Raw genomic sequence first — 17,738 nt, 5'->3', positions numbered from 1 at the left:
GACGACACGGCCGTCCGGAGCCGGAACGACACACAATGACACAGAAGGAATCGAGACTCACGCGGCGGGAGGCACTCGCGGGCGCCGGAGCCATCGGCTTCGCGGCGGTCGGGGCCGCCTCCGGACGCCAGACGGGAACGGACAACTGGGACGAGTACACCGACTACACGTACGCCCAGACCGACACGCCGTTTAATCTGCTCGTCGGGTGGCGCCGCACGGAGAACGGGACCGCGGTCGATTCGAGTCCGGTCGGCGCGATCGACGACGTCGACGCGGCCGGAATCCGGCTCGTCGACATCGAGAACGCGCTGCCGCACGATCGCGGGACCGCGAGCGTCGGGCTCCGACTCGAAGACCCCGAGGACACCGCCCGCGTGTGGCTGCGGGTCGACCCCGACCTCGACGGCCTCGACCCCGCGAGCGCCGCGCTCGCGGAGCGCGTCACGCTCACCGTCCGGCAGGACACCGGGATATTCGGCATCGGCAGCTGCGGCGGCGCCGAGGGCGAGTTCGCGAGCGCCGGGGAACTGATCACCGACGAGACGCTCGCGGACATCGACGGCTCCGCGCTCGCGGACGGGGTCGAACTGCGCCCGGGACTCCTCGGCGACGGCTGCCTCGGCCCCGGCGAACAGCGCTGCCTGACCTTCGCCTGGGAGTTCGACGGCGAGGGAGGCAACGCGGGGCAGGGCGGCGCGGTCGACTTCGACGTGGAGTTCATCGCGGACGAGTGCGACGCCGAGGGGAACCCCTTCGAGATGGACGACGGGTCCGACGCGAGCGGTTCGACCGACGCCGACGGAGGGGCCGCATGAACCCCGACAGCGACGACGGACGGCGCCCGAGCGGACTGAGCCGGCGCCGCCTGCTCGCCGGGATCGGCGGCGTCGGCGCAGTCGGGATGGCGAGCGGACTCGGAACGGGCGCGTACCTCGCGGACCGGGAGGCGTTCCCGAACAACGTCTTCGGCGCGGGCGAGGTCGGACTGACGGTCGACGGGAACCCCACCGACGGGACCGTCACCGTTGGTCCGTTCCCCGTTAACCGGACGACGTTCGACGAGCGCCCCGTTCCCGGGACGTTCGAGATAGGGGCGTCGGCGAACCCAGTGCGGGTGTGGCTCGCGACGGACTGTCCTGAGGACGACCCGCTCGGGGACGCCCTCGAAGTCGAGGTCGTCGTCGACGGTGAGCCGCTGACGGACGGCCACCGGCCCCTCGACGAGGTCGAACGCCTGCTCGCGGGCGGGCGACGGATCGACGACGGGTGTCTTGAAGCCGGTCCGGACGGCGGTTCGATCCTCGTCGAGGTGTCCCCGTATCTCCCGGCCGACGCGCCCGACGAGGTCGCCGGCTCGGAGACCGATCTGACCTTCCGACTGTACGCCGAGCAGTGTCGTCACGTCTCCGAGGCCGACGCCGCGGGGTCGAACCCCTTCGCGGGGACCGAGTGCGCCTCCGCGTGCGTCCCCTGCGAGGACGAGAACGGCGTCGCGGTCGGGTCGCTCACGCTCCGGTACCTGGGCGACGACCCGGCGACCGTGGTCGTCGTCGCCACCGGCGGCGGCGCGGGCGGCAACGGCACCGGCGGAACGACCGTGTTCGACGGCGACGTGGCCCCGGACGAGACGTTCGTGATCGACGGGACCGCCTCGCCGACCACCGGTGACCCGGGGTGGATCGGCCCCAACATCTACCTCGATGACGGGGCGAGCGCCGATCCGGAGACCGGCGGTGGCGGGGGGAACGGCAACGGCGGCGGCAATGGCAACGGAAACAGCGGCGGGAGTCAGGCGGGCGTCAACATCCACACGAGCTGTTCGGTCCCGCTCCGGGTCGGCGACGTCTACGGCGGGCTCTACGAGATCGTTGCGGCCGCGACCACGGACGGCGAGCCGCTGTGCGGCACGGAGGAGAACTGATGATCCAACTACTCACATCACCACGGACGAAACGCGCGGCAAACGTACTCGGTATCGTCCTGCTGATCGCGCTCGTCGCGCCGTTCGCGGTGTACGCGGCCCCCGAGGTCGTCGGCGCCGACGAGAGCTTCGTCGTGCTCACGGCGAGCATGACGCCCGCCATCGCGCCGGGCGACGTGGTGATCGTCGCCGAGCGCGACCCGACGGCGATCGCCGAGGGCGACGTGATCACGTTCGTCCGGGGCACGAGCGAGGTGCCGGTGACCCATCGCGTCATAAGCGTGGTCGACGAGGCCGGCACGCTCGCGTTCGAGACGATGGGCGATGCCAACGAGGGACCGGATCCGGGGCTCGTCGTCGCCGGGAGCCTCGTCGGCGTCGTGACGCTGACGATCCCGTACATCGGCTACGTGATCCAGTTCGCGGGCACCCGGATCGGCTTCGTCACGCTGGTCCTACTGCCATTCGGCCTCCTCGCGGTCACGGAGATCTGGTCGATCGTCGGCGGGCGCGGCGACTCGGAGCCGCAACCGGCGAGGACCGTCGATCCCGTGGACGAGCCGAGCGACGGTGAGGGTCCGGCGGCGGAGAGCGATTCCGCGGTCGCGGCCGAACCGACGGGGACGGCGGACGCGGCGGACGAGCCCGGCGGGGTCTCGGTCGACGCGGTCGGCGGCGCGGCTGCGGTGCTCGCCGCGTTCGCCCCGTACGCGGTGTCCGTCGCGCTCGAACTCCGGACCGCTGCCGCGATATCGGTCGCGATCGGCGCGTCGACGCTCCTGCTCGGCGCGCTCGCGGAGTGGGTGCCGGCGAGCGGGGTCCTCGACCGGAGCGGTCGGGGCGCGACGGCAGCCCCCGAGGCCGAGACGGCGGAACAGGCCGCGGCCGCCGACGGTGGGGATGCCGAGGCCGGGCTGCCCGCCGGCGAGGGCGGTGAGGAAGCGGACGAGAGTGATACGGAAGCGAGCGAGAGCGGGACGAAAGCGAGCGAGAGCGATGCGGACACCGACAGCGATGGCACGGAGGGGATCATCGAGGAGGCGGAGCCCGACGGGTCGAGTCGCCACGTGTCCGCGACGACGCCGCCGCACCCGGAGCCCGCGGGGGAGGGTGACTGATGACCGCGAACCGCAGGCTCGTCGCGCTCGTCGCGCTGGCCGTGCTGGTGTGGGGCGTCGCGTTCGCCGGCGGGGCCACCGTCGCGCTCCTCACGGCGGGCGTCAACGTGACGACGACGTTCGAGACACCGGACGAACTGCGCCAGATCGACGAGTCGGCCGACACCGAATTCGCGGCCGGCGGCGGGAACGAGACGAAATCCGGCGGCGGGAACGGGACCGCACCGTCGGAGAACGCGTCCGAACCGAAGCGGAACGACTCGTCGCCCGTTGGAGGTAACGCCTCCGATCCCACCGGTAACGCATCGGCACCCACCGACGGCAACGTCTCCGGACCCACGGGCGGCAACGAATCTGCGCCCACCGACGACAACGAATCTGCGCCCACCGACGACAACGAATCTGCGCCCACCGGCAACGCCTCGGAGCCGGCGGTCGACAGCCCGGAGCCCGAGCCCGCGCCGCCGGCGAAGGGGTCGGACGCCGGAAACGCGTCGAGTCCGTCCGAGTCGGCGCCGAATCAGCCGGCAAGCGCGAGCGAGCCGGCGGCGAACGAGTCGGCGACCGCGGAGAACGCGAGCGATCTGTCGGCCCCGCTGACCGCGGTAGGCCCCGGGCCGGCCGCGGTCGATCGACTGTCCGCGTCGGAGCGCTCGCGGGCGGGGGGTCTGCCGTGAACGCGCCGATCCGTTCGGGGGGGGGCGACGGGAAATGCTGCGGGGGCTCGCGCGGCCTCCGACGCGCGTCGGGGACGAAGCTCACCGTGCTGCTGCTCCTCGCGACGCTGTTTCTGATCGTGTTCGTCGTCGGCCTGGTTCGCGGTCTCGGCTGAGGTCGCGTTCGGCACGGGACGTCGGACGATTCCCGGAACGTAGGGGCGGCCGCCGAAGTTATCACCCGGATCGGCGTAGTACCACGCGAGCGATGATCTCCCTCGACGCCTCCGCGTTCGTGTTCGTCGCGGGACTGGTCACGGCGCTGGCGACCGGGATCGGCGCGCTTCCGTTTTTCTTCTTCGAGACGATCAGCGACCGCGGGAACGTGGCGCTGTGGGGGTTCGCGTCGGGGATCATGCTGTCGGCGTCGCTGTTCGGACTGGTCCAGGAGGGGCTCGCGGAGGGGACGCCCGCCGAGATCGGGATCGGCATGCTCGCGGGCGTCGTCCTCGTCATCGTCGCCCACGAGGTGCTGCTGGACGCCGAGATCGACCCCAAGGAGTACGAGGAGGCGGACTTCAGGAAGCTCGTCCTGATCCTCGGCGTGTTGACCGTCCACAGCTTTCCGGAGGGGATCGCGGTCGGCGTCTCCTTCGCGGACCTCGGGCTCGAGGGCGGCACGGCGCTGTTCGGCTTCACGGTCCCCCTCTTGGCCGTGTTCATGACCGTCGCCATCTCGATCCACAACATTCCCGAGGGAACCGCTATCTCGATCCCGCTGCGCGCGATGGGCGTCTCGAAGTGGAAGATGGTGTGGTGGTCGGTGTTCTCCAGCCTCCCGCAGCCGATCGGCGCCGTGATCGCGTTCGCGTTCGTGCGGTACGCCCGCGAGTTCCTCCCGTACGGCTTCGGCTTCGCGGCGGGCGCGATGATCTACCTCGTCCTCTCGGAGTTCATCCCCGAGGCGCTCGAAACGGGCGCCGACCTCCCGCACGGCGGCAAGCGCGTCCTCGCCGGCGGCAGCGCGCTCGGCAGCGCGCTCATGGTCCCGCTCGCGTACTTATAAGCGACCGAGAGCGACGGCGAGGTGTTTAACCGAGAGTGGCCGGCAGCGACTGCGATTTATCACTGGGCGATGCGGTGGCGCGTGCCTGCGAGCGGCCGCCTTTTGCGGCCGCGAGTCAGCACGCGCGAGGGAGTCGGGCGCGACGAGGGCGACCGGCGGGAGCCCGAAGACGCGCCCGACGAGGCTGGGGAGGCGTGAGGTGCTGTGCGGTTGCGGTCGGGGTGGGACTCGAAGGGGCAGTCGCGAGGGCGGCGCAGGCGACGCGAGCACCGCAGGAGCGAGTGAAACGAGCGACGAGGAGCGCGGCGAGCGTGCGCCGCCCTCGCGACTGGGGCTGTGGAGGCGTTCGTCGCCGATCCGGCAGTAACAATGTGTAACCGAGCGTCAGGGACTGCGGCGACGTTCGACTCGGGACGTACCGAATACGAAGCTCCGTCTCGGCCGATCTCGGTTCACTCTTCGCCCAACGCCGTCGGGTTGACCGCGCCCGGGCCCTCGCCCACGTCGTAGCCGCGCCGGACCGCCTCGGTCATCTCCTCGACCGCGGCGCCGACCGCCTCGCGGAGCGGCTCTCCCTTCGCCAGCCGCGCCGCGATCGCGCTCGATAACGCGCAGCCGGAGCCGTGCGTCGCGTCGGTGTCGATCCGCGGCGTCTCGAAGCGATCGACGGTCGGGTCGGTCCCGTCGCCGCCGGCCCCGTCGGCGCCGCCGGCACAAACGAGCGTGTCGACGACGACATCTCGATCGCCCGACTCGCCGTCGAGGTGCCCGCCCTTCACCAGCGCCGCGTCAGCGCCGAATCCGATGAGCGCTCGCCCGGCCGCCTCGGCGTCGGCCGGGGTCTCGACCGGCTCGTCGGTCAGCACCGCGGCCTCGTCGGCGTTCGGCGTGACGAGCGTCGCGGCCGCGACCAGCGCCTCGTACGCGTCCTCCGCGGCCGGCGAGAGCAGTCGGTCGCCGGTCGCCGCGACCATCACGGGGTCGACGACGAGGGGCGCGTCGGCGTCCGCGACCGACTCCGTCACGCGCGCGACGAGTTCGGCGGTCGCCAGCATTCCCGTCTTGATCGCGCCGACGTCGAAGTCGTCGGCGACCGCCGCGTACTGGCTCGCCACGTGGTCGGCCGGGAGCGGGTTCACGTCCTCGACGCCGCGGGTGTGCTGGGCCGTCGTCGCGGTCACGACCGACGTGCCGAACACGCCGTGCGCGCGCATCGCGGCCAAGTCCGCCTGAACTCCCGCCCCGCCGCCGCTGTCGCTGCCGGCGATCGTCAGCGCGACCGGGGGGTCGACCGGGTCGTACTCGGGCATGTGCGGTGGTACAACTTAGTGATATTAATTGGTGGTGGTCTCGTAGCGCCCCCCGCCCGACCGCCGCCTGCCGTCGCCGAACGACCTTTTCGGCTCCGCGGCGTAGCGGGCGGCATGGCAACCGACTCCGACGCCGCGACCGGCGCCGACGGGAGCGAGGCGATCACCGTCTACTCCGACTACGTCTGTCCGTTCTGCTACCTCGGGCGGCGGTCGCTCGCGAACTATCAGGAGACGCGCGAGGAGCCGCTCGACATCGACTGGCACCCGTTCGACCTCCGCGCGGGCCAGCGCGGGCCCGACGGCGAGATCGACCACGACGCCGACACCGGGAAAGACGAGGAGTACTACGAGCAGGCCCGCGAGAACGTCCGGCGGCTTCAGGAGGAGTACGGCGCCGACGAGATGGAGCTCGAACTCGCGAGCGACGTGGACTCGCTGCCCGCGCAGATCGTCTCGGTCCGCGTGCGCGAGACCGCCCCGGACGCGTGGCTCGCGTTCGACGAGGCCGCCTTCGACGCGCTCTGGCTGGCGGGGCGCGACATCGGCGACCGCGACGTGCTCGCCGACATCGCGGCCGACGTCGACGGGCTCGACGCCGCCGTCGTCGACGCGGCGCTCGACGACGACGACCTCCGCGGGCGCGTCACCGACATGTTCGACGCCGCGAGGCGGCAGGGCGTCACGGGCGTCCCGACGTTCGCGTACGACGGCCACGCCGCCCGGGGCGCGGTCCCGCCGGAGCAACTGGAACGGCTCGTCGAGGGCGTCTGATCACGACGGAGCCGAGAGCGAGGATCAGTCGTTCCCGTCGGTTCTGATTCGCCGATCAGGCGCTCGCGTCGATCTTGGATCCGGAACGCCCGCCGTCCCCGGTGTCGCCCGATTCGGCGGCGTCGTCGCGGGGATCCACGAACCGGTAGGCGAGCGCGACGCAGCCGAACGCGAGCGCGAACCCGGCGACGACGTCCGTGAGCCAGTGGATGCCGAGGTACATCGTCGCGACGACGACGGACAGCGAGAGCGGGACCGCGACCGGCGTCCACAGCGGGTACTCGTCGCGGGTCAGCACCGCGAACGTCCCCACGGTGACCGACAGCGAGGTGTGTAGCGACGGGAAGACGTTCGAGTTCTCGTTCACCTCGCTCGCGAGCAGTATCACGTCCGGCTGGTTGGTGAAAAGCAGCGGCGTCACCATGTCGGGCATCACGTTCCGCGGCCCGTGTGCGAACACCAGCGTGTACAGCACCAGCCCGATCCCGTAGTTGAGCGCGTACGCGACGAGCAGCCGCCTGAGATCCGCGGGGCGGGGCGACGTGAGGTACGCGACCGGCGGGAACGCGAGCAGGAACGCGTAGCCGTACACGTACACCCGCGAGAAGTACGCGGTCAGCGCGGGCGACGCGAACGTCGCCTGGACCCACGCGACGAAGCCGCCCTCCAGCCCGTAGATGAGCGCCGTCGCCTGAATCCCGAAGAGCTTGGAGACGTCCAGCAGCGGCGGGCGGCCGACCGCGCTAGCGAGAAGCACCACGCAGACGAGCGCGACGGCCCGACGCGCGTCCCAGATCCGGTCGCGGAGCCCGCTCCACGTCTCGCGGAGCCGGGCGGGACCGATCACCGCGAGGCTCGCGACGGCCAGCATCGCCCCGACCCACGCCACGACCGACGTGAGGACGGACAGGAACGGCGTCATTGCCCCCGCGAGAGCAGCCGTCCTTCGTCGTCGAAGCGATACCCGATGTCCCGCAGCGCCTCGCGAGCGGCCTCGACGTCCAGCGACCCCCCGTCGTCGAAGAACGGGTGAACGGGGTCGGTCCCGTCGGTCCACGCCAGCGACTCGGGGACCGCGTCCGGCGAGGCCGCGAGCGGGGAGGCCGCCGCCTGCGCGTAGCCGTCGAAGGTGTTGTCGACGATAGCGGACTTGTCTATCAGCCGCGCGATCACCGCCCGGAATCGGGGGTTCGACAGCGGGCTCCGCCGCGCGTTGTAGCCGACGTGGTAGAACGCCGCCGACTGGCCGCTCACGAGCCGCGTGTCGTCCGAGCGGCCGATCCGCGGGACCGACTCGGGGCCGAGGTTCGAGACGGTCGCGTCCGCGAGCCCCCCGGCGACCGACTCCACGGCCGAGATGTCCGAGGGCAACACCTCGACCCGGATCCGGTCGAAGGCCGGCTTCCCGTGGTACCGGGGCGGGATCCCCGCTCGCGGGTCCGCCGTCTCCCCCGAGGAGTCCGAGTCGGCGCCGGGCGCGGGGCGGACGAGGAAGTGGTCGGGGTTGCGCTCGAAGACGACCGACTCCCCGGCGGTCGCCTCGACGAAGCGCAGCGGCCCGCTCCCGACCGGGTCGGCGTTGTTCGAGACGACCGCCTCCGTGGTCTCGAAGTCGAGCTCGAAGCCCGCGATGGTCGCCGCGTCGGTCCGCTCCGACCAGACGTGTTCCGGGAGGATCGGCACCTGAAGCGCCCGCGCGGCGACCGTCTCGTTGACGTCGGGCACCGTGAGTCGGACCGTCGAGTCGTCGAGGACCCGCTCGTCCTCGACGAGGGAGCTCCGCCCGCGGAACCGCGGCGTCGGCACCGACGTCTCGACGCTCCCCAGCGAGGTGTCCCGGAGGAACCGGTAGGTGAACGCGACGTCGCTCGCCGTCACGGGCTCGCCGTCGTGCCACCGGGCGTCGCGGAGCGCGACGTCGAGGGTGTTCGCGCCGGGGCGCTCCCAGTCGGCCGCCAGCCACGGGACGGTCGACCGGTCGTCCGTGCGGACGAGCGGGTCGTACAACAGGCCGGTGAACGTGCCGTACTTCCGGTACTCCGCGGCGATCGGGTTCCAGTTCTCCGTGATTCGGGCGTCGGTCGTCACCAGCTGGAGGGCGGCTCCGCCCTCTTCGTCCGCGTCCGCCGCGTCGACCGTGGCGTTGCCGTCCGTCGCGTTGCCGTCGCCCGATCCGTCGCTCCCGTCGGCGTCGGGGACGGCGTCGAGGCCGAGGAGTCCGGTGACCGACACCGGCTGGCGGTCCTGTGTCCACCCGTCGAATCGGTCGCCCCGGACGGCGGTGAGCGCGTCGGGGAACGCGACGACGGAGAAGGGTTGGCGGTCACACACCGTCTCCTGAAGCGCGTCGACGGCGTCCGATCGGTCGGTCCCGGTCGCCCGGCGCTGTCGCTCCAGCAGGTCGTCGACCGCGATCTCCGTGAACCCGAAGGGGTTCTGCCACCCCGGCTCCGCGACGAACTGCGAGTGCGTCAGCCCGTACAGCGCGTCGGAATCGAAGGGCTCCGTCTCCACGAACTGCCCGACGTAGAGGTCGAAGTTCTGGTTGACGAGTACCTTCCGCCACAGGTCGGTCTGTCCGACCGTGTTGAGGCGGACGTCGATGCCGACCGCGGTCAGGTGCTCTTCGAACTGTCTCGCGATCCGGATCCCGTTCGGGTCGCCGTCGGCCGGCGTGGTGTTGATCTCGAGCGTCAGCTGCTCGTGCGGGTCCCTCCCGGCGATGTTCTCCGTCCGACCGAGACAGCCGGCGCTGGCGGCCGCGAGGCCGAGCCCAGCGAGCGCCGCCCGTCGACTGATCGGTCGCGTCATCCGTTCGTCTCCCCCTGTTTTCCGTCACCGTGTATATCTCTTCTGTGCTGTCGCCGCGCCGAAAGGTCGCGCCGATGCGACGGATCCCCCACACTCGGCCGAACCGACCGCACCAGTGCCGGAACGATCGCATCAGAGCCGAATTGATCGCATCAGAGCCGAATTGATCGCATCAGAGCCGAATTGATCGCATCAGATCACGTCCGCCAGCGGAAGCGCCAGCCCGACCGCCCACGCCAGCAGTCCGAGGACCGCCAGCGGTCGGTCCGCGGCCGCCCGCCCGATGGCGACGACGCCGAGCGCGGCGAGGAGCGCCACCCGGTGGACGATGAGGTCGGCGGGAACCGCCACGCCGAGCGCCGCGAAGTCGGCGACGAAGCCGCCGCCGAGGCCGGCGACGACGGCCAGCGCGGCCGCCGTCGGGTCCGACCGCGGCGCGCGCCGGACGACCAGCGCGGGCAGCCCGACCGCGAGGACGAGGTACAGCGGCGCCGCGATCGCCTTCGGCGACACCCCGGGGAGCACCGTCTCCAGCGCCACGCCCGCGAACCGGACGCCGACGAGGACGGTGCCGAGCGCGAGTCCGAGCGTCGCGGCCGCCGCGTGTCGCCCCGCGTCCGTCCGGAGCCGGCCGAGGAGGTCGTCGGCCGCCTCCCGGGTCCGCCGGCGGAGCAGTGCCCCGGCGAGCGCCGCGGTCGCTGCCAGCTCGATCACCGAGAGCCAGCCGTCGCTGCGGCCGCCGTCGATGCCGCGGTACTCGCGGCGGACGTCGCTCGCGCGGCCCGACTCGATGAACTCGTCCTCCAGCCGGGTCGCGGGGGCGTCGATGTCCGGAACGGTGTGGCGGAGCCGGAACCAGTCGTAGTACTCCTCGTGGGCCTGGACCGCGGTGTAGGCGCCGTCGGGCGACTCGTACGCGCGGAGGTGGTCGCGCACCCCGAGGTACGCCCCGTCGTGGAGCTCGAACGTCTCGGTCAGCCAGACGCCGCCGCTCGGCCCCTCGACGTACGAGTAGCGGAGCGAGCTGCGGGCGTCGCGCCAGTCGCGGGCAACGAACTCCCCGACCTGATCGCCGTCGTCGATCGTCGCCGCCGCCTCGTCGGGGTCGGTCTTCTCCCAGTTCGCGGCCGCGTCGCCCTCGATCGCCGCCCGGGTCGCCTCGGCGTCGGCGTGGAACACCACGTTGATCGCGAGCGTTCGCCCCTCGACGCTCCGGCTTCGGCTCGTGTACGGCCAGAGCCGGTAGTCGCCGTCGACCGCGATGAGGCGGTCGTCCGCGACATCGTCGACCGTCGGCTCCTCGGCGACACCGGCGAAGAACCCGGAGAGGACGAGGCCGACCCCGACGACGGCGAGGAGGGCGACGACGACGGCGACCCGTTTCATGCGCCTCACCAGCACACCCGGAAACAAACGCCTTCGGGTCGGCCCGCCGCGCTACCGCGAAGGGGCGTCGCGACGGGTCCCGACGGTCACCACGTCTCGACGACGCCGTCGCGGACGTCCTCGGCGCACCCCTCGCAGTCGGGGTGGCCGGAGTCGAAGCAGGCGGGGCGCCCCTCGGCGTCGACCGGGACGGTCCGGCGCTCCGCGTGGCGGCGGCAAACGATGCGAGCCGCGCCGGCGTCGTCGGTCGGGAGGTCGAACCGGGCCGCCGCGGCCGCGTCGCCCTCGGGGTCGTCGCGGCCCTCCGCGTAGGCCCGTCTGGCCTCCTCGAACTGCTTGCCCGCCTTCCGGAGCTGCTGGCGGATGACGCGTTCGAGCCGGTCGTCCATACCGCCCGTTTCGGCGCGGCGGATATAGGTCCGTTGGCGGAAGGGAGCCGGCGGACCGCCCGACGCCGGTCGGCCCCGGGAAACCGCGGCCCGGGAAACCTTGATGAGACGCCCGAGCGATCGCTCGGGTATGTCCGACGACTGCATCTTCTGTTCGATTGTCGCCGGGGACATCCCGGCGCGCACCGTCTACGAGACCGATTCCGTGCTGGCGTTCCTCGACGCGAACCCCCTCTCGCGCGGGCACACGCTCGTGATCCCCAAGTCGCACGCGCAGCACGTCGGCGACCTCGACGCCGCCCTCGCGAGCGACCTGTTCGACGCCGTCGCCGCGCTCACGCCGCGGATCGAAGCGGCCGTCGACGCCGACGGCGCAAACGTCGGCGTCAACAACGGCGAGGCGGCCGGGCAGGAGGTGCCGCACGTCCACGTCCACGTCGTCCCGCGGTTCGAGGGCGACGGGGGCGCGCCGATCCACGCGGTTGCGGGCGCCCGGCCCGACCTCTCGGACGACGAACTCGACGCCGTCGCCGACGAGGTCGTGGCCGCGATAGACGGATAGGGCAAAGAGGCGGCGACGGCACCGCGGCCCGCGCCGCCGCTCGGCTTCGCGGTTTTTACAAACTGGCTCCGACGAGACCGGGACATGCAGGCGACGACGCTCGCGCTGGTCGGGGCGACCGGCGGCGCGGGGACGACGCGGACCGCTGTCGAACTGGCGGCGATGGGCGCGCGCGACGGGAACGACGTGGCCGTCGTCGACGCCGCGTTCACGACGCAGGGGCTCTCCGAGTACGTGGCCGGGCGGATCGACCCCGACCTCACCGCGCTCCTCACCGACGATCCGGACGCGGCGCTGTCGGCGGCGGCGTACCCCGTCGTCGGGACCGGCGCGGGCGCGGAGCGGTCGGGGTTCGGCGGCGAGGGGAGCGGCCGAAGCGAGCGCGACGCGCCGGCCCTCCCGGGACGCGTCGACGCGATACCCGCGAAGGCGCCCTTCGAGCGCGTCGCGCGGGCGAAGACCGCGGAGGCCGCCCGGAAGCTGGAGCGGCGGATCGACGAGGCGGCGACGACGTACGACGCGGTGGTCGTCGACGCCGCGCCGGTCGGATCGAACGAGGCGGTCGCGGCCGCGACGACCGTCGACCGCGCGGTCGCGGTCAGGCCGGCGACCGCCCACGGGCTCGACGCGGCCCAGCGGCTCCGCGGGCGGATCGCCGACGTCGGCGGAAGCCTCGACGCGACGCTCGCGGTCGAGCGAGCGGAGGCCGGCGCGGACGACGGAGGTGAAACGGAGGGCGCCGGCGTCGTCCGGATGCCGGCGACCGACCCCGAGGTGGCGGCCGCGCCGACCGCGGCCGCCGAAGCCGACGCGTACGCGCGGGCGGTCGCGACCGCCTACGAGACCGCGTTCGACGCCTCACTCGACGTGGAGTTCCCGGAGCCGGGGCTCGTCGAACGGGTGACGCCCTGAATCGGCCGCAGAGAAGGATCGACGCTCAGCGGAGCCCGTCGGTGGAGCCGAGCGCGTCGCCGAGGGGGTCGTCGGCGCCGAGGCCGTCGCCCAGCGGCGCGGAGCCGGCGACCTGCGCGTCGACCGCCTCCGCCACGGGCTCGACCGGATCGTGGGTCTCGACGTACGTCGCCAGCGCGAAGTCTGCCTCGTCGCCGCCGGCCAGTTCGACCGCCTCGCTGCGGGCGATCCGGCCGGCGAGCCAGTCGCGGACGACGTCGCGGCCGGTGGGCGAGAGCGGACAGACACCCGCGACGCCGCACCGGTGGAGCGCCTTCGCGGCCGTCATCGGAGAGACCCCGGCCTCGCGGGCCGCGTCGCCGACGCTCCGCCCGGCGGTGTAGGCGTCGACGAGCGTGGCGGTCGCCTCGGGCGTACACGGGAGCGACTCGGCGTGGGCCGACAGGCGGTCGACGAGCGGCGTCTCCGTGTCGTCCGCGAGGGCGACTCCGCGATCGCGCTGGCGCGAGGTGACCTCGACCCCCGCCGCGATCTCCGACAGCGTCATGCGAAGGGATGGCTCTCACGGAGGGTTAAAACCACCGTACTGCGCCGACCTCACCCGTCCGATCACCGACCGATAACCGGTCGGTTCGAGCGCCGCGAGTCGGCCGATCGACCGCCGATCCGCCCGGGTTTAACTAAGGCATCGGGCCGGAGTTCGACGTGTGATGAGTGACGCACGCTCGACCCGCGTTCGTTCGCCCCGGACCGAGACCGACGACGCCGCGACCGCCGACCGCGCCGCGACCGCCGACCGCGCCGCGGACCCGAAACGTACCGCGGCGCACGAGGAATCCGAGACTGCGGCCACGGCCGAGACCGGCGACCGCGAGACCTGTCCCGAGTGCGGCGGCCGAACGCGCGTCGACGGCGCGGAGCGCGTCTGTACCGACTGCGGGCTCGTCGTCGAGGCCGACCGGATCGACCACGGCCCCGAGTGGCGGTCCTTCGACGACGACGACACGAACCCGAAGCGCACCGGCGCGCCGCTGACGCGCTCCCGCCACGACCGCGGCCTCTCGACGGAGATCGGGCGGTCGACGAAGGTGAAGGGGCGCAAGCGCCGGCGGCTCGCCCGGATGCGGACCCAGCACAACCGCGCGCAGATCTCGACGAAGCGCGACCGCAACAAGGTGTACGCCTACACCGAGATCCGGCGGCTCACCGGCGTCATGGGGCTGCCGGACAGCGTCCGCGACGCCGCCTGCGCGCTGTTCGACTCCGCGCAGGAGGAGAGCCTGCTCCGCGGGCGCTCGCTGGAGGGGTTCGCGGCCGCCTGCGTCTACGTCGCCTGCCGCACCGCCGACGTGGCCCGCACGGTCGGCGAGGTGTGCGCCGAGGCGAAGGCGACCGAGGACGAGCATCGGGCCGCCTTCGACGCCATGAACCGCGAGCTCGGTCTCCCGATCGCGCCGAGCGGCCCCGCGGAGTACCTCCCGCGGTTCGCCAGCGACCTCGACTGTGACCCGGCCGTCGAGCGCCGCGCCGGGGAGCTGGCCGACCGCGCCGTCAAGGAGGGGATCGCCAACGGCCGCAACCCGGTCGGCGTCGCGGCCGCCTGCCTCTACACCGCGGCCCGCGAGCTCGACGCCGAGTGTACCCAGCAGGAGGCCGCCGACGTGGCCGACGTGACGCCGGTGACCGTCCGGCGGACGTACGTCGACCTCACCGAGGAGTGAGTCGGAGAAACACCGACGGGAGGTCCGTCGGCCGTGACGGTCCGCCGGGCGGGCGCGGCGGCGTCAGCGGGGACCGGTCGCCGCGGAGGGAGCGGCGGCGACCGGGAACCGATAGCGGGCGGGCGGCCTGGAGGGCAGGGAGGGCAGTGAGAGCGCCCCGACCGCCCGGCGGGCGTCACGCAGTTGAATCGAGGTGCGGGGGATAATTCTACGTTAGCCGTCGGCAGTACGGACAGACCGTACAATCGGTTCGGATCGGACGGACCGCGTCTCGCGTGTCGATCGCTCACCGAACGTCGACCGAGCGAACTCCGGCTACTCGTCTATCTTGTGCTTGAAGGCGAAGAAGACGCGGCGGCCGGTCTCCGTGAGCCGGACGGTGTCGGAGCGGCCGACGTCCTCCAGTTCGACGTAGCCGCGGTCGCGCAGCGGCGAGAGGACGTGCGTCTCCAGCGCGCGGTACTTCGCGGTCCGGCTCTCGCCGGCCCCGCGCAGGAACGCGAGGTCGCGCTCGCGCGCCCACTCGATCAGGTTCCACTTGTCCGTGGTCACGTTCCCCTCGGCGCGCTCGTGGAGCCGGCCGAGCACGGCGACCTGATCCCGCGTCGGTGCGTCCATCGGGTAGATCGGGAGGTCGACGGTGCGCTCGACGCCCTCGGTGAGGGGCTCCTCGCGCCGGTCGTGGCGGTGGCGTTCAGGCTCGACGCTGTAGGGGCGCGCGCCGACGATCATACAGGCGAGGGCGACGCCGACCGCGGCGATCCGCGGGCCGGTCGAGACGTTGCCGAAGAGGCGGTCCCCGTCCGCTGCGCTCGCTTGGTGACGGGCGGCGACCGTCGTCGTCACGCCGAGCACGTCGTACACGTCCGCGAGCGCGACGGGGATCGGTCGGACGTCGGCGAACTCGGCGACGGCCGTCCACGCGTCGCGCTGGTAGTCGGTGAGGTCGTCGGGGTCGACGCGGGTCGACGCGGGGTCGGCGGCGCCGGCCGCCCCGAAGTCCACGTCGCCGCGGGCCCCCTCTCGGTCGGGGGCGTCGACGAGGAGGTAGGCGACGTCGGCGCCGTGGCGGCGGAGGGGCTCGACGATCCGGTCGCGCTCGTACCCGAGCGGGACGGCGTGGACGCGGCGTTCGGCGACGCTGGGGACCGAGGTGTCCATACCGACCTTCCCCGCGGCGGTCGGTTAAATCACCCGCCCGGGTCGACCGGGGCGCGCTCCGGCGCGGCTCCGGAGCGCTCGGTACCGATCACGTGTCGTGGGGCCACGTACCACGAAAACCGTTAAGCCCGGCTGTCGCCTACGGAGCGGTATGAGCGCTGACCGGTCCGCCCTCAGGCGGGCCATCGAGCGCGGCGAGCGGGACGGCGGCGCGATCGAGTTCAAGGAGCGGCTGACGCGCGAGGTCCACCTCGCCGACGGGCGCATGGAGTCGCTCGTGGCCCAGCTCCGCCACCGCGTCCTCTCCGGCGACGGCGAGGCCACCTACGTCCTCGGCGTGACCGACGACGGGGGACTGGCGGGCGTCTCCCCCGACGCCTTCTCCGAGACGATGGACGTGCTCTCGCTTTTGGCCGACGAGGCGGAGGCCCACATCGCCGACGTGGAGACGTGGAGCGCCGGCTCCGGCGGCGACGGCGACGAGGCGGGGCTGGTGGGGCTCGCCACGCTCCGCGACGGCGGCGTGTTCGAGGCCGACGAGGACCACCTCGTGGTCGGCACGGCGGGCCACGTCGACCACGGCAAGTCGACGCTCGTCGGGACGCTCGTCACCGGGCGCGCCGACGACGGACAGGGGGGCACGCGCGGCTTCCTCGACGTCCAGCCCCACGAGGTCGAGCGCGGCCTCTCGGCCGACCTCTCGTACGCGGTGTACGGCTTCGCCGACGGCGCGGACGAGCCGGTGAGGATGGACAACCCGCACCGCAAGTCCGACCGCGCGGGGGTCGTCGAGGCCGCCGACCGGCTTGTCTCCTTCGTCGACACCGTCGGCCACGAGCCGTGGCTCCGGACGACGATCCGCGGGATCGTCGGGCAGAAGCTGGACTACGGGCTCCTCGTCGTCGCCGCCGACGACGGCCCGACGAAGACCACCCGCGAACACCTCGGGATCCTCCTGGCGACCGAGCTGCCGACCACCGTCGCGATCACGAAGGCGGACGCCGTGAGCGACGAGCGGCTCGCCGAAGTCGAGCGCGAGGTCGAGTCGATGCTGCGCGACGCGGGACAGACGCCGCTTCTGATCGACCGTCACGGGGTCGACACCGCGGTCGCGGAGGTCGGCGACGGGGTGGTTCCCCTGCTGCGGACCAGCGCGGTGACGAAGGACGGAATCGAGACGCTCGACCGCCTGTTCGAGCGGCTCCCGAAGCGCGCGACGCCCGATCGCGAGACGTTCCGGATGTACGTCGACCGCAGCTACAAGGTCACGGGCGTGGGCGCGGTGGCGTCCGGCACGGTGAACTCGGGGACCGTCGAGACGGGCGACGAACTCCTGCTCGGCCCCATGCCCGACGGGTCCTTCCGCGAGGTGGAGGCGCGGTCGATCGAGATGCACTACCACCGGGTCGACAAGGCGACCGCCGGGCGGATCGTCGGCATCGCGCTGAAGGGCGTCGACGAGGCGGAGATCGAGCGCGGGATGGCCCTGGTGCCCCGCGGGAGCGACCCCGAACCGGTCCGCGAGTTCGACGCCGAGGTGATGGTCTTGAACCACCCGACCCGGATCCAGGAGGGGTACGAGCCGGTGGTCCACTTGGAGACGCTCTCCGAGGCGGCCGCGTTCTTCCCGGACGAGGGGCGGCTGCTCCCGGGCGACACGGGGAACGCGCGCGTCCGGTTCAAGTTCCGGCCGTACCTGATCGAGCCGGGACAGCGGTTCGTCTTCCGCGAGGGATCGAGCAAGGGCGTCGGGACCGTGACGGGTACCGGGGGGACGGAAGCCGACACGCCGGCCGACGACCGCTGACCGACACGGTGTCGGCCGGCGCCGGCCCCGAAACCGAGAGTGCCCGGGCCGAGTTATCGCGGGACCGACTACTCTCACGGCGGGTGCGCGCGAGCGTTCGGTCCTACATGATCGATCCAGATTTCACGGGCGGCGGTCGGA

The 17,738-nt window shown here is 72.6% G+C and carries 18 protein-coding genes; 11 read left to right on the top strand and 7 right to left on the bottom strand.

What is annotated here, in order from left to right:
• Positions 1–35 precede the first annotated feature (35 nt).
• From C463_RS12495 to C463_RS12475, 6 genes are all read left to right on the top strand, one after another.
• The gene (locus C463_RS12495) at positions 36–818 is read left to right on the top strand and encodes a hypothetical protein (RefSeq protein ID WP_008444306.1); all 783 of its coding nucleotides are present in this window, start codon (positions 36–38) and stop codon (positions 816–818) included.
• Positions 815–1,924 carry a DUF7467 domain-containing protein gene (locus tag C463_RS12490; protein WP_008444305.1) on the top strand — a complete coding sequence of 370 codons (1,110 nt, stop codon included), beginning with the start codon at positions 815–817 and terminating at the stop codon, positions 1,922–1,924. The genes C463_RS12495 and C463_RS12490 overlap by 4 nt, the downstream gene beginning before the upstream one ends.
• Positions 1,924–3,042: a signal peptidase I gene (locus C463_RS12485; RefSeq protein ID WP_008444303.1), complete on the top strand. Its 1,119-nt coding sequence runs from the start codon at positions 1,924–1,926 to the stop codon at positions 3,040–3,042. Before C463_RS12490 ends, C463_RS12485 begins: the two co-directional genes overlap by 1 nt.
• Positions 3,042–3,719, top strand: coding sequence for a hypothetical protein (locus C463_RS12480; protein WP_008444301.1), 678 nt, complete (start codon positions 3,042–3,044; stop codon positions 3,717–3,719). The genes C463_RS12485 and C463_RS12480 overlap by 1 nt, the downstream gene beginning before the upstream one ends.
• A complete protein-coding gene (locus C463_RS19025) occupies positions 3,716–3,874 on the top strand; it encodes a hypothetical protein (RefSeq protein ID WP_160163105.1) in 159 nt (52 codons plus the stop codon). Before C463_RS12480 ends, C463_RS19025 begins: the two co-directional genes overlap by 4 nt.
• Before the next feature lie 92 nt (positions 3,875–3,966).
• Positions 3,967–4,764, top strand: a complete 798-nt coding sequence (locus tag C463_RS12475) for a ZIP family metal transporter (protein ID WP_008444299.1) — start codon at positions 3,967–3,969, stop codon at positions 4,762–4,764.
• Between the two features lie 452 nt (positions 4,765–5,216).
• Here the strand turns inward: C463_RS12475 and thiD are convergent, their stop codons facing one another.
• On the bottom strand, positions 5,217–6,074 hold the full coding sequence (thiD, locus tag C463_RS12470; protein ID WP_008444298.1) for a bifunctional hydroxymethylpyrimidine kinase/phosphomethylpyrimidine kinase: 858 nt from the start codon (positions 6,072–6,074) through the stop codon (positions 5,217–5,219).
• Positions 6,075–6,188: 114 nt separating this feature from the next.
• Here thiD and C463_RS12465 point away from each other — a divergent pair, with 114 nt between their 5' ends.
• Positions 6,189–6,848 carry a DsbA family oxidoreductase gene (locus tag C463_RS12465; RefSeq protein ID WP_008444296.1) on the top strand — a complete coding sequence of 220 codons (660 nt, stop codon included), beginning with the start codon at positions 6,189–6,191 and terminating at the stop codon, positions 6,846–6,848.
• Positions 6,849–6,903: 55 nt separating this feature from the next.
• Here C463_RS12465 and C463_RS12460 read toward each other — a convergent pair whose 3' ends face one another.
• The 4 genes from C463_RS12460 to C463_RS12445 form a co-directional block, all read right to left on the bottom strand.
• The gene (locus tag C463_RS12460; protein WP_008444294.1) at positions 6,904–7,770 is read right to left on the bottom strand and encodes a phosphatase PAP2 family protein; all 867 of its coding nucleotides are present in this window, start codon (positions 7,768–7,770) and stop codon (positions 6,904–6,906) included.
• Positions 7,767–9,659 (bottom strand): ABC transporter substrate-binding protein, encoded by a 1,893-nt coding sequence (locus tag C463_RS12455; protein ID WP_008444292.1) that lies wholly within the window; start codon positions 9,657–9,659, stop codon positions 7,767–7,769. Before C463_RS12455 ends, C463_RS12460 begins: the two co-directional genes overlap by 4 nt.
• Before the next feature lie 192 nt (positions 9,660–9,851).
• The gene (locus tag C463_RS12450; RefSeq protein ID WP_008444289.1) at positions 9,852–11,045 is read right to left on the bottom strand and encodes a hypothetical protein; all 1,194 of its coding nucleotides are present in this window, start codon (positions 11,043–11,045) and stop codon (positions 9,852–9,854) included.
• A gap of 86 nt (positions 11,046–11,131) precedes the next feature.
• On the bottom strand, positions 11,132–11,434 hold the full coding sequence (locus tag C463_RS12445; RefSeq protein WP_008444288.1) for a DUF7091 family protein: 303 nt from the start codon (positions 11,432–11,434) through the stop codon (positions 11,132–11,134).
• 130 nt (positions 11,435–11,564) lie between these two features.
• On the opposite strand from C463_RS12445, the gene C463_RS12440 reads away from it, so the two are divergent.
• Both C463_RS12440 and C463_RS12435 read left to right on the top strand, forming a co-directional pair.
• Positions 11,565–11,996: an HIT family protein gene (locus tag C463_RS12440; RefSeq protein ID WP_008444286.1), complete on the top strand. Its 432-nt coding sequence runs from the start codon at positions 11,565–11,567 to the stop codon at positions 11,994–11,996.
• An 84-nt stretch (positions 11,997–12,080) separates the two neighbouring features.
• Complete coding sequence (locus C463_RS12435; RefSeq protein ID WP_008444285.1) at positions 12,081–12,908, top strand: cell division inhibitor; 828 nt, start codon at positions 12,081–12,083, stop codon at positions 12,906–12,908.
• A gap of 25 nt (positions 12,909–12,933) precedes the next feature.
• Here the strand turns inward: C463_RS12435 and C463_RS12430 are convergent, their stop codons facing one another.
• The gene (locus C463_RS12430) at positions 12,934–13,455 is read right to left on the bottom strand and encodes a DUF7858 family protein (protein ID WP_008444283.1); all 522 of its coding nucleotides are present in this window, start codon (positions 13,453–13,455) and stop codon (positions 12,934–12,936) included.
• Between the two features lie 163 nt (positions 13,456–13,618).
• Here C463_RS12430 and C463_RS12425 point away from each other — a divergent pair, with 163 nt between their 5' ends.
• Positions 13,619–14,629, top strand: a complete 1,011-nt coding sequence (locus C463_RS12425; RefSeq protein WP_008444277.1) for a transcription initiation factor IIB — start codon at positions 13,619–13,621, stop codon at positions 14,627–14,629.
• 315 nt (positions 14,630–14,944) lie between these two features.
• On the opposite strand, the gene C463_RS12420 is transcribed toward C463_RS12425, so the two are convergent.
• Complete coding sequence (locus tag C463_RS12420) at positions 14,945–15,790, bottom strand: HFX_2341 family transcriptional regulator domain-containing protein (RefSeq protein ID WP_008444276.1); 846 nt, start codon at positions 15,788–15,790, stop codon at positions 14,945–14,947.
• 151 nt (positions 15,791–15,941) lie between these two features.
• Between C463_RS12420 and C463_RS12415 the strand changes: the two genes are divergently transcribed.
• Positions 15,942–17,597, top strand: coding sequence for a GTPBP1 family GTP-binding protein (locus tag C463_RS12415; protein ID WP_008444275.1), 1,656 nt, complete (start codon positions 15,942–15,944; stop codon positions 17,595–17,597).
• Positions 17,598–17,738: the final 141 nt, after the last annotated feature.

It is taken from the genome of Halorubrum californiense DSM 19288, from assembly GCF_000336875.1.
Classification (GTDB): domain Archaea; phylum Halobacteriota; class Halobacteria; order Halobacteriales; family Haloferacaceae; genus Halorubrum; species Halorubrum californiense.
The sequence above is the reverse complement of the archived record's forward strand: the minus strand, read 5'-3'. Positions and strand labels throughout refer to the sequence as shown.

Bases quoted from the DNA above. Each gene is read 5' to 3' on its own strand.
- C463_RS12495 (WP_008444306.1), top strand. From the start codon at position 36: ATGACACAGAAGGAATCGAGACTCACGCGGCGGGAGGCACTCGCGGGC.
- C463_RS12490 (WP_008444305.1), top strand. From the start codon at position 815: ATGAACCCCGACAGCGACGACGGACGGCGCCCGAGCGGACTGAGCCGG.
- C463_RS12485 (WP_008444303.1), top strand. From the start codon at position 1,924: ATGATCCAACTACTCACATCACCACGGACGAAACGCGCGGCAAACGTA.
- C463_RS12480 (WP_008444301.1), top strand. From the start codon at position 3,042: ATGACCGCGAACCGCAGGCTCGTCGCGCTCGTCGCGCTGGCCGTGCTG.
- C463_RS12475 (WP_008444299.1), top strand. From the start codon at position 3,967: ATGATCTCCCTCGACGCCTCCGCGTTCGTGTTCGTCGCGGGACTGGTC.
- thiD (WP_008444298.1), bottom strand. From the start codon at position 6,074: ATGCCCGAGTACGACCCGGTCGACCCCCCGGTCGCGCTGACGATCGCC.
- C463_RS12465 (WP_008444296.1), top strand. From the start codon at position 6,189: ATGGCAACCGACTCCGACGCCGCGACCGGCGCCGACGGGAGCGAGGCG.
- C463_RS12460 (WP_008444294.1), bottom strand. From the start codon at position 7,770: ATGACGCCGTTCCTGTCCGTCCTCACGTCGGTCGTGGCGTGGGTCGGG.
- C463_RS12455 (WP_008444292.1), bottom strand. From the start codon at position 9,659: ATGACGCGACCGATCAGTCGACGGGCGGCGCTCGCTGGGCTCGGCCTC.
- C463_RS12450 (WP_008444289.1), bottom strand. From the start codon at position 11,045: ATGAAACGGGTCGCCGTCGTCGTCGCCCTCCTCGCCGTCGTCGGGGTC.
- C463_RS12445 (WP_008444288.1), bottom strand. From the start codon at position 11,434: ATGGACGACCGGCTCGAACGCGTCATCCGCCAGCAGCTCCGGAAGGCG.
- C463_RS12440 (WP_008444286.1), top strand. From the start codon at position 11,565: ATGTCCGACGACTGCATCTTCTGTTCGATTGTCGCCGGGGACATCCCG.
- C463_RS12435 (WP_008444285.1), top strand. From the start codon at position 12,081: ATGCAGGCGACGACGCTCGCGCTGGTCGGGGCGACCGGCGGCGCGGGG.
- C463_RS12430 (WP_008444283.1), bottom strand. From the start codon at position 13,455: ATGACGCTGTCGGAGATCGCGGCGGGGGTCGAGGTCACCTCGCGCCAG.
- C463_RS12425 (WP_008444277.1), top strand. From the start codon at position 13,619: ATGAGTGACGCACGCTCGACCCGCGTTCGTTCGCCCCGGACCGAGACC.
- C463_RS12420 (WP_008444276.1), bottom strand. From the start codon at position 15,790: ATGGACACCTCGGTCCCCAGCGTCGCCGAACGCCGCGTCCACGCCGTC.
- C463_RS12415 (WP_008444275.1), top strand. From the start codon at position 15,942: ATGAGCGCTGACCGGTCCGCCCTCAGGCGGGCCATCGAGCGCGGCGAG.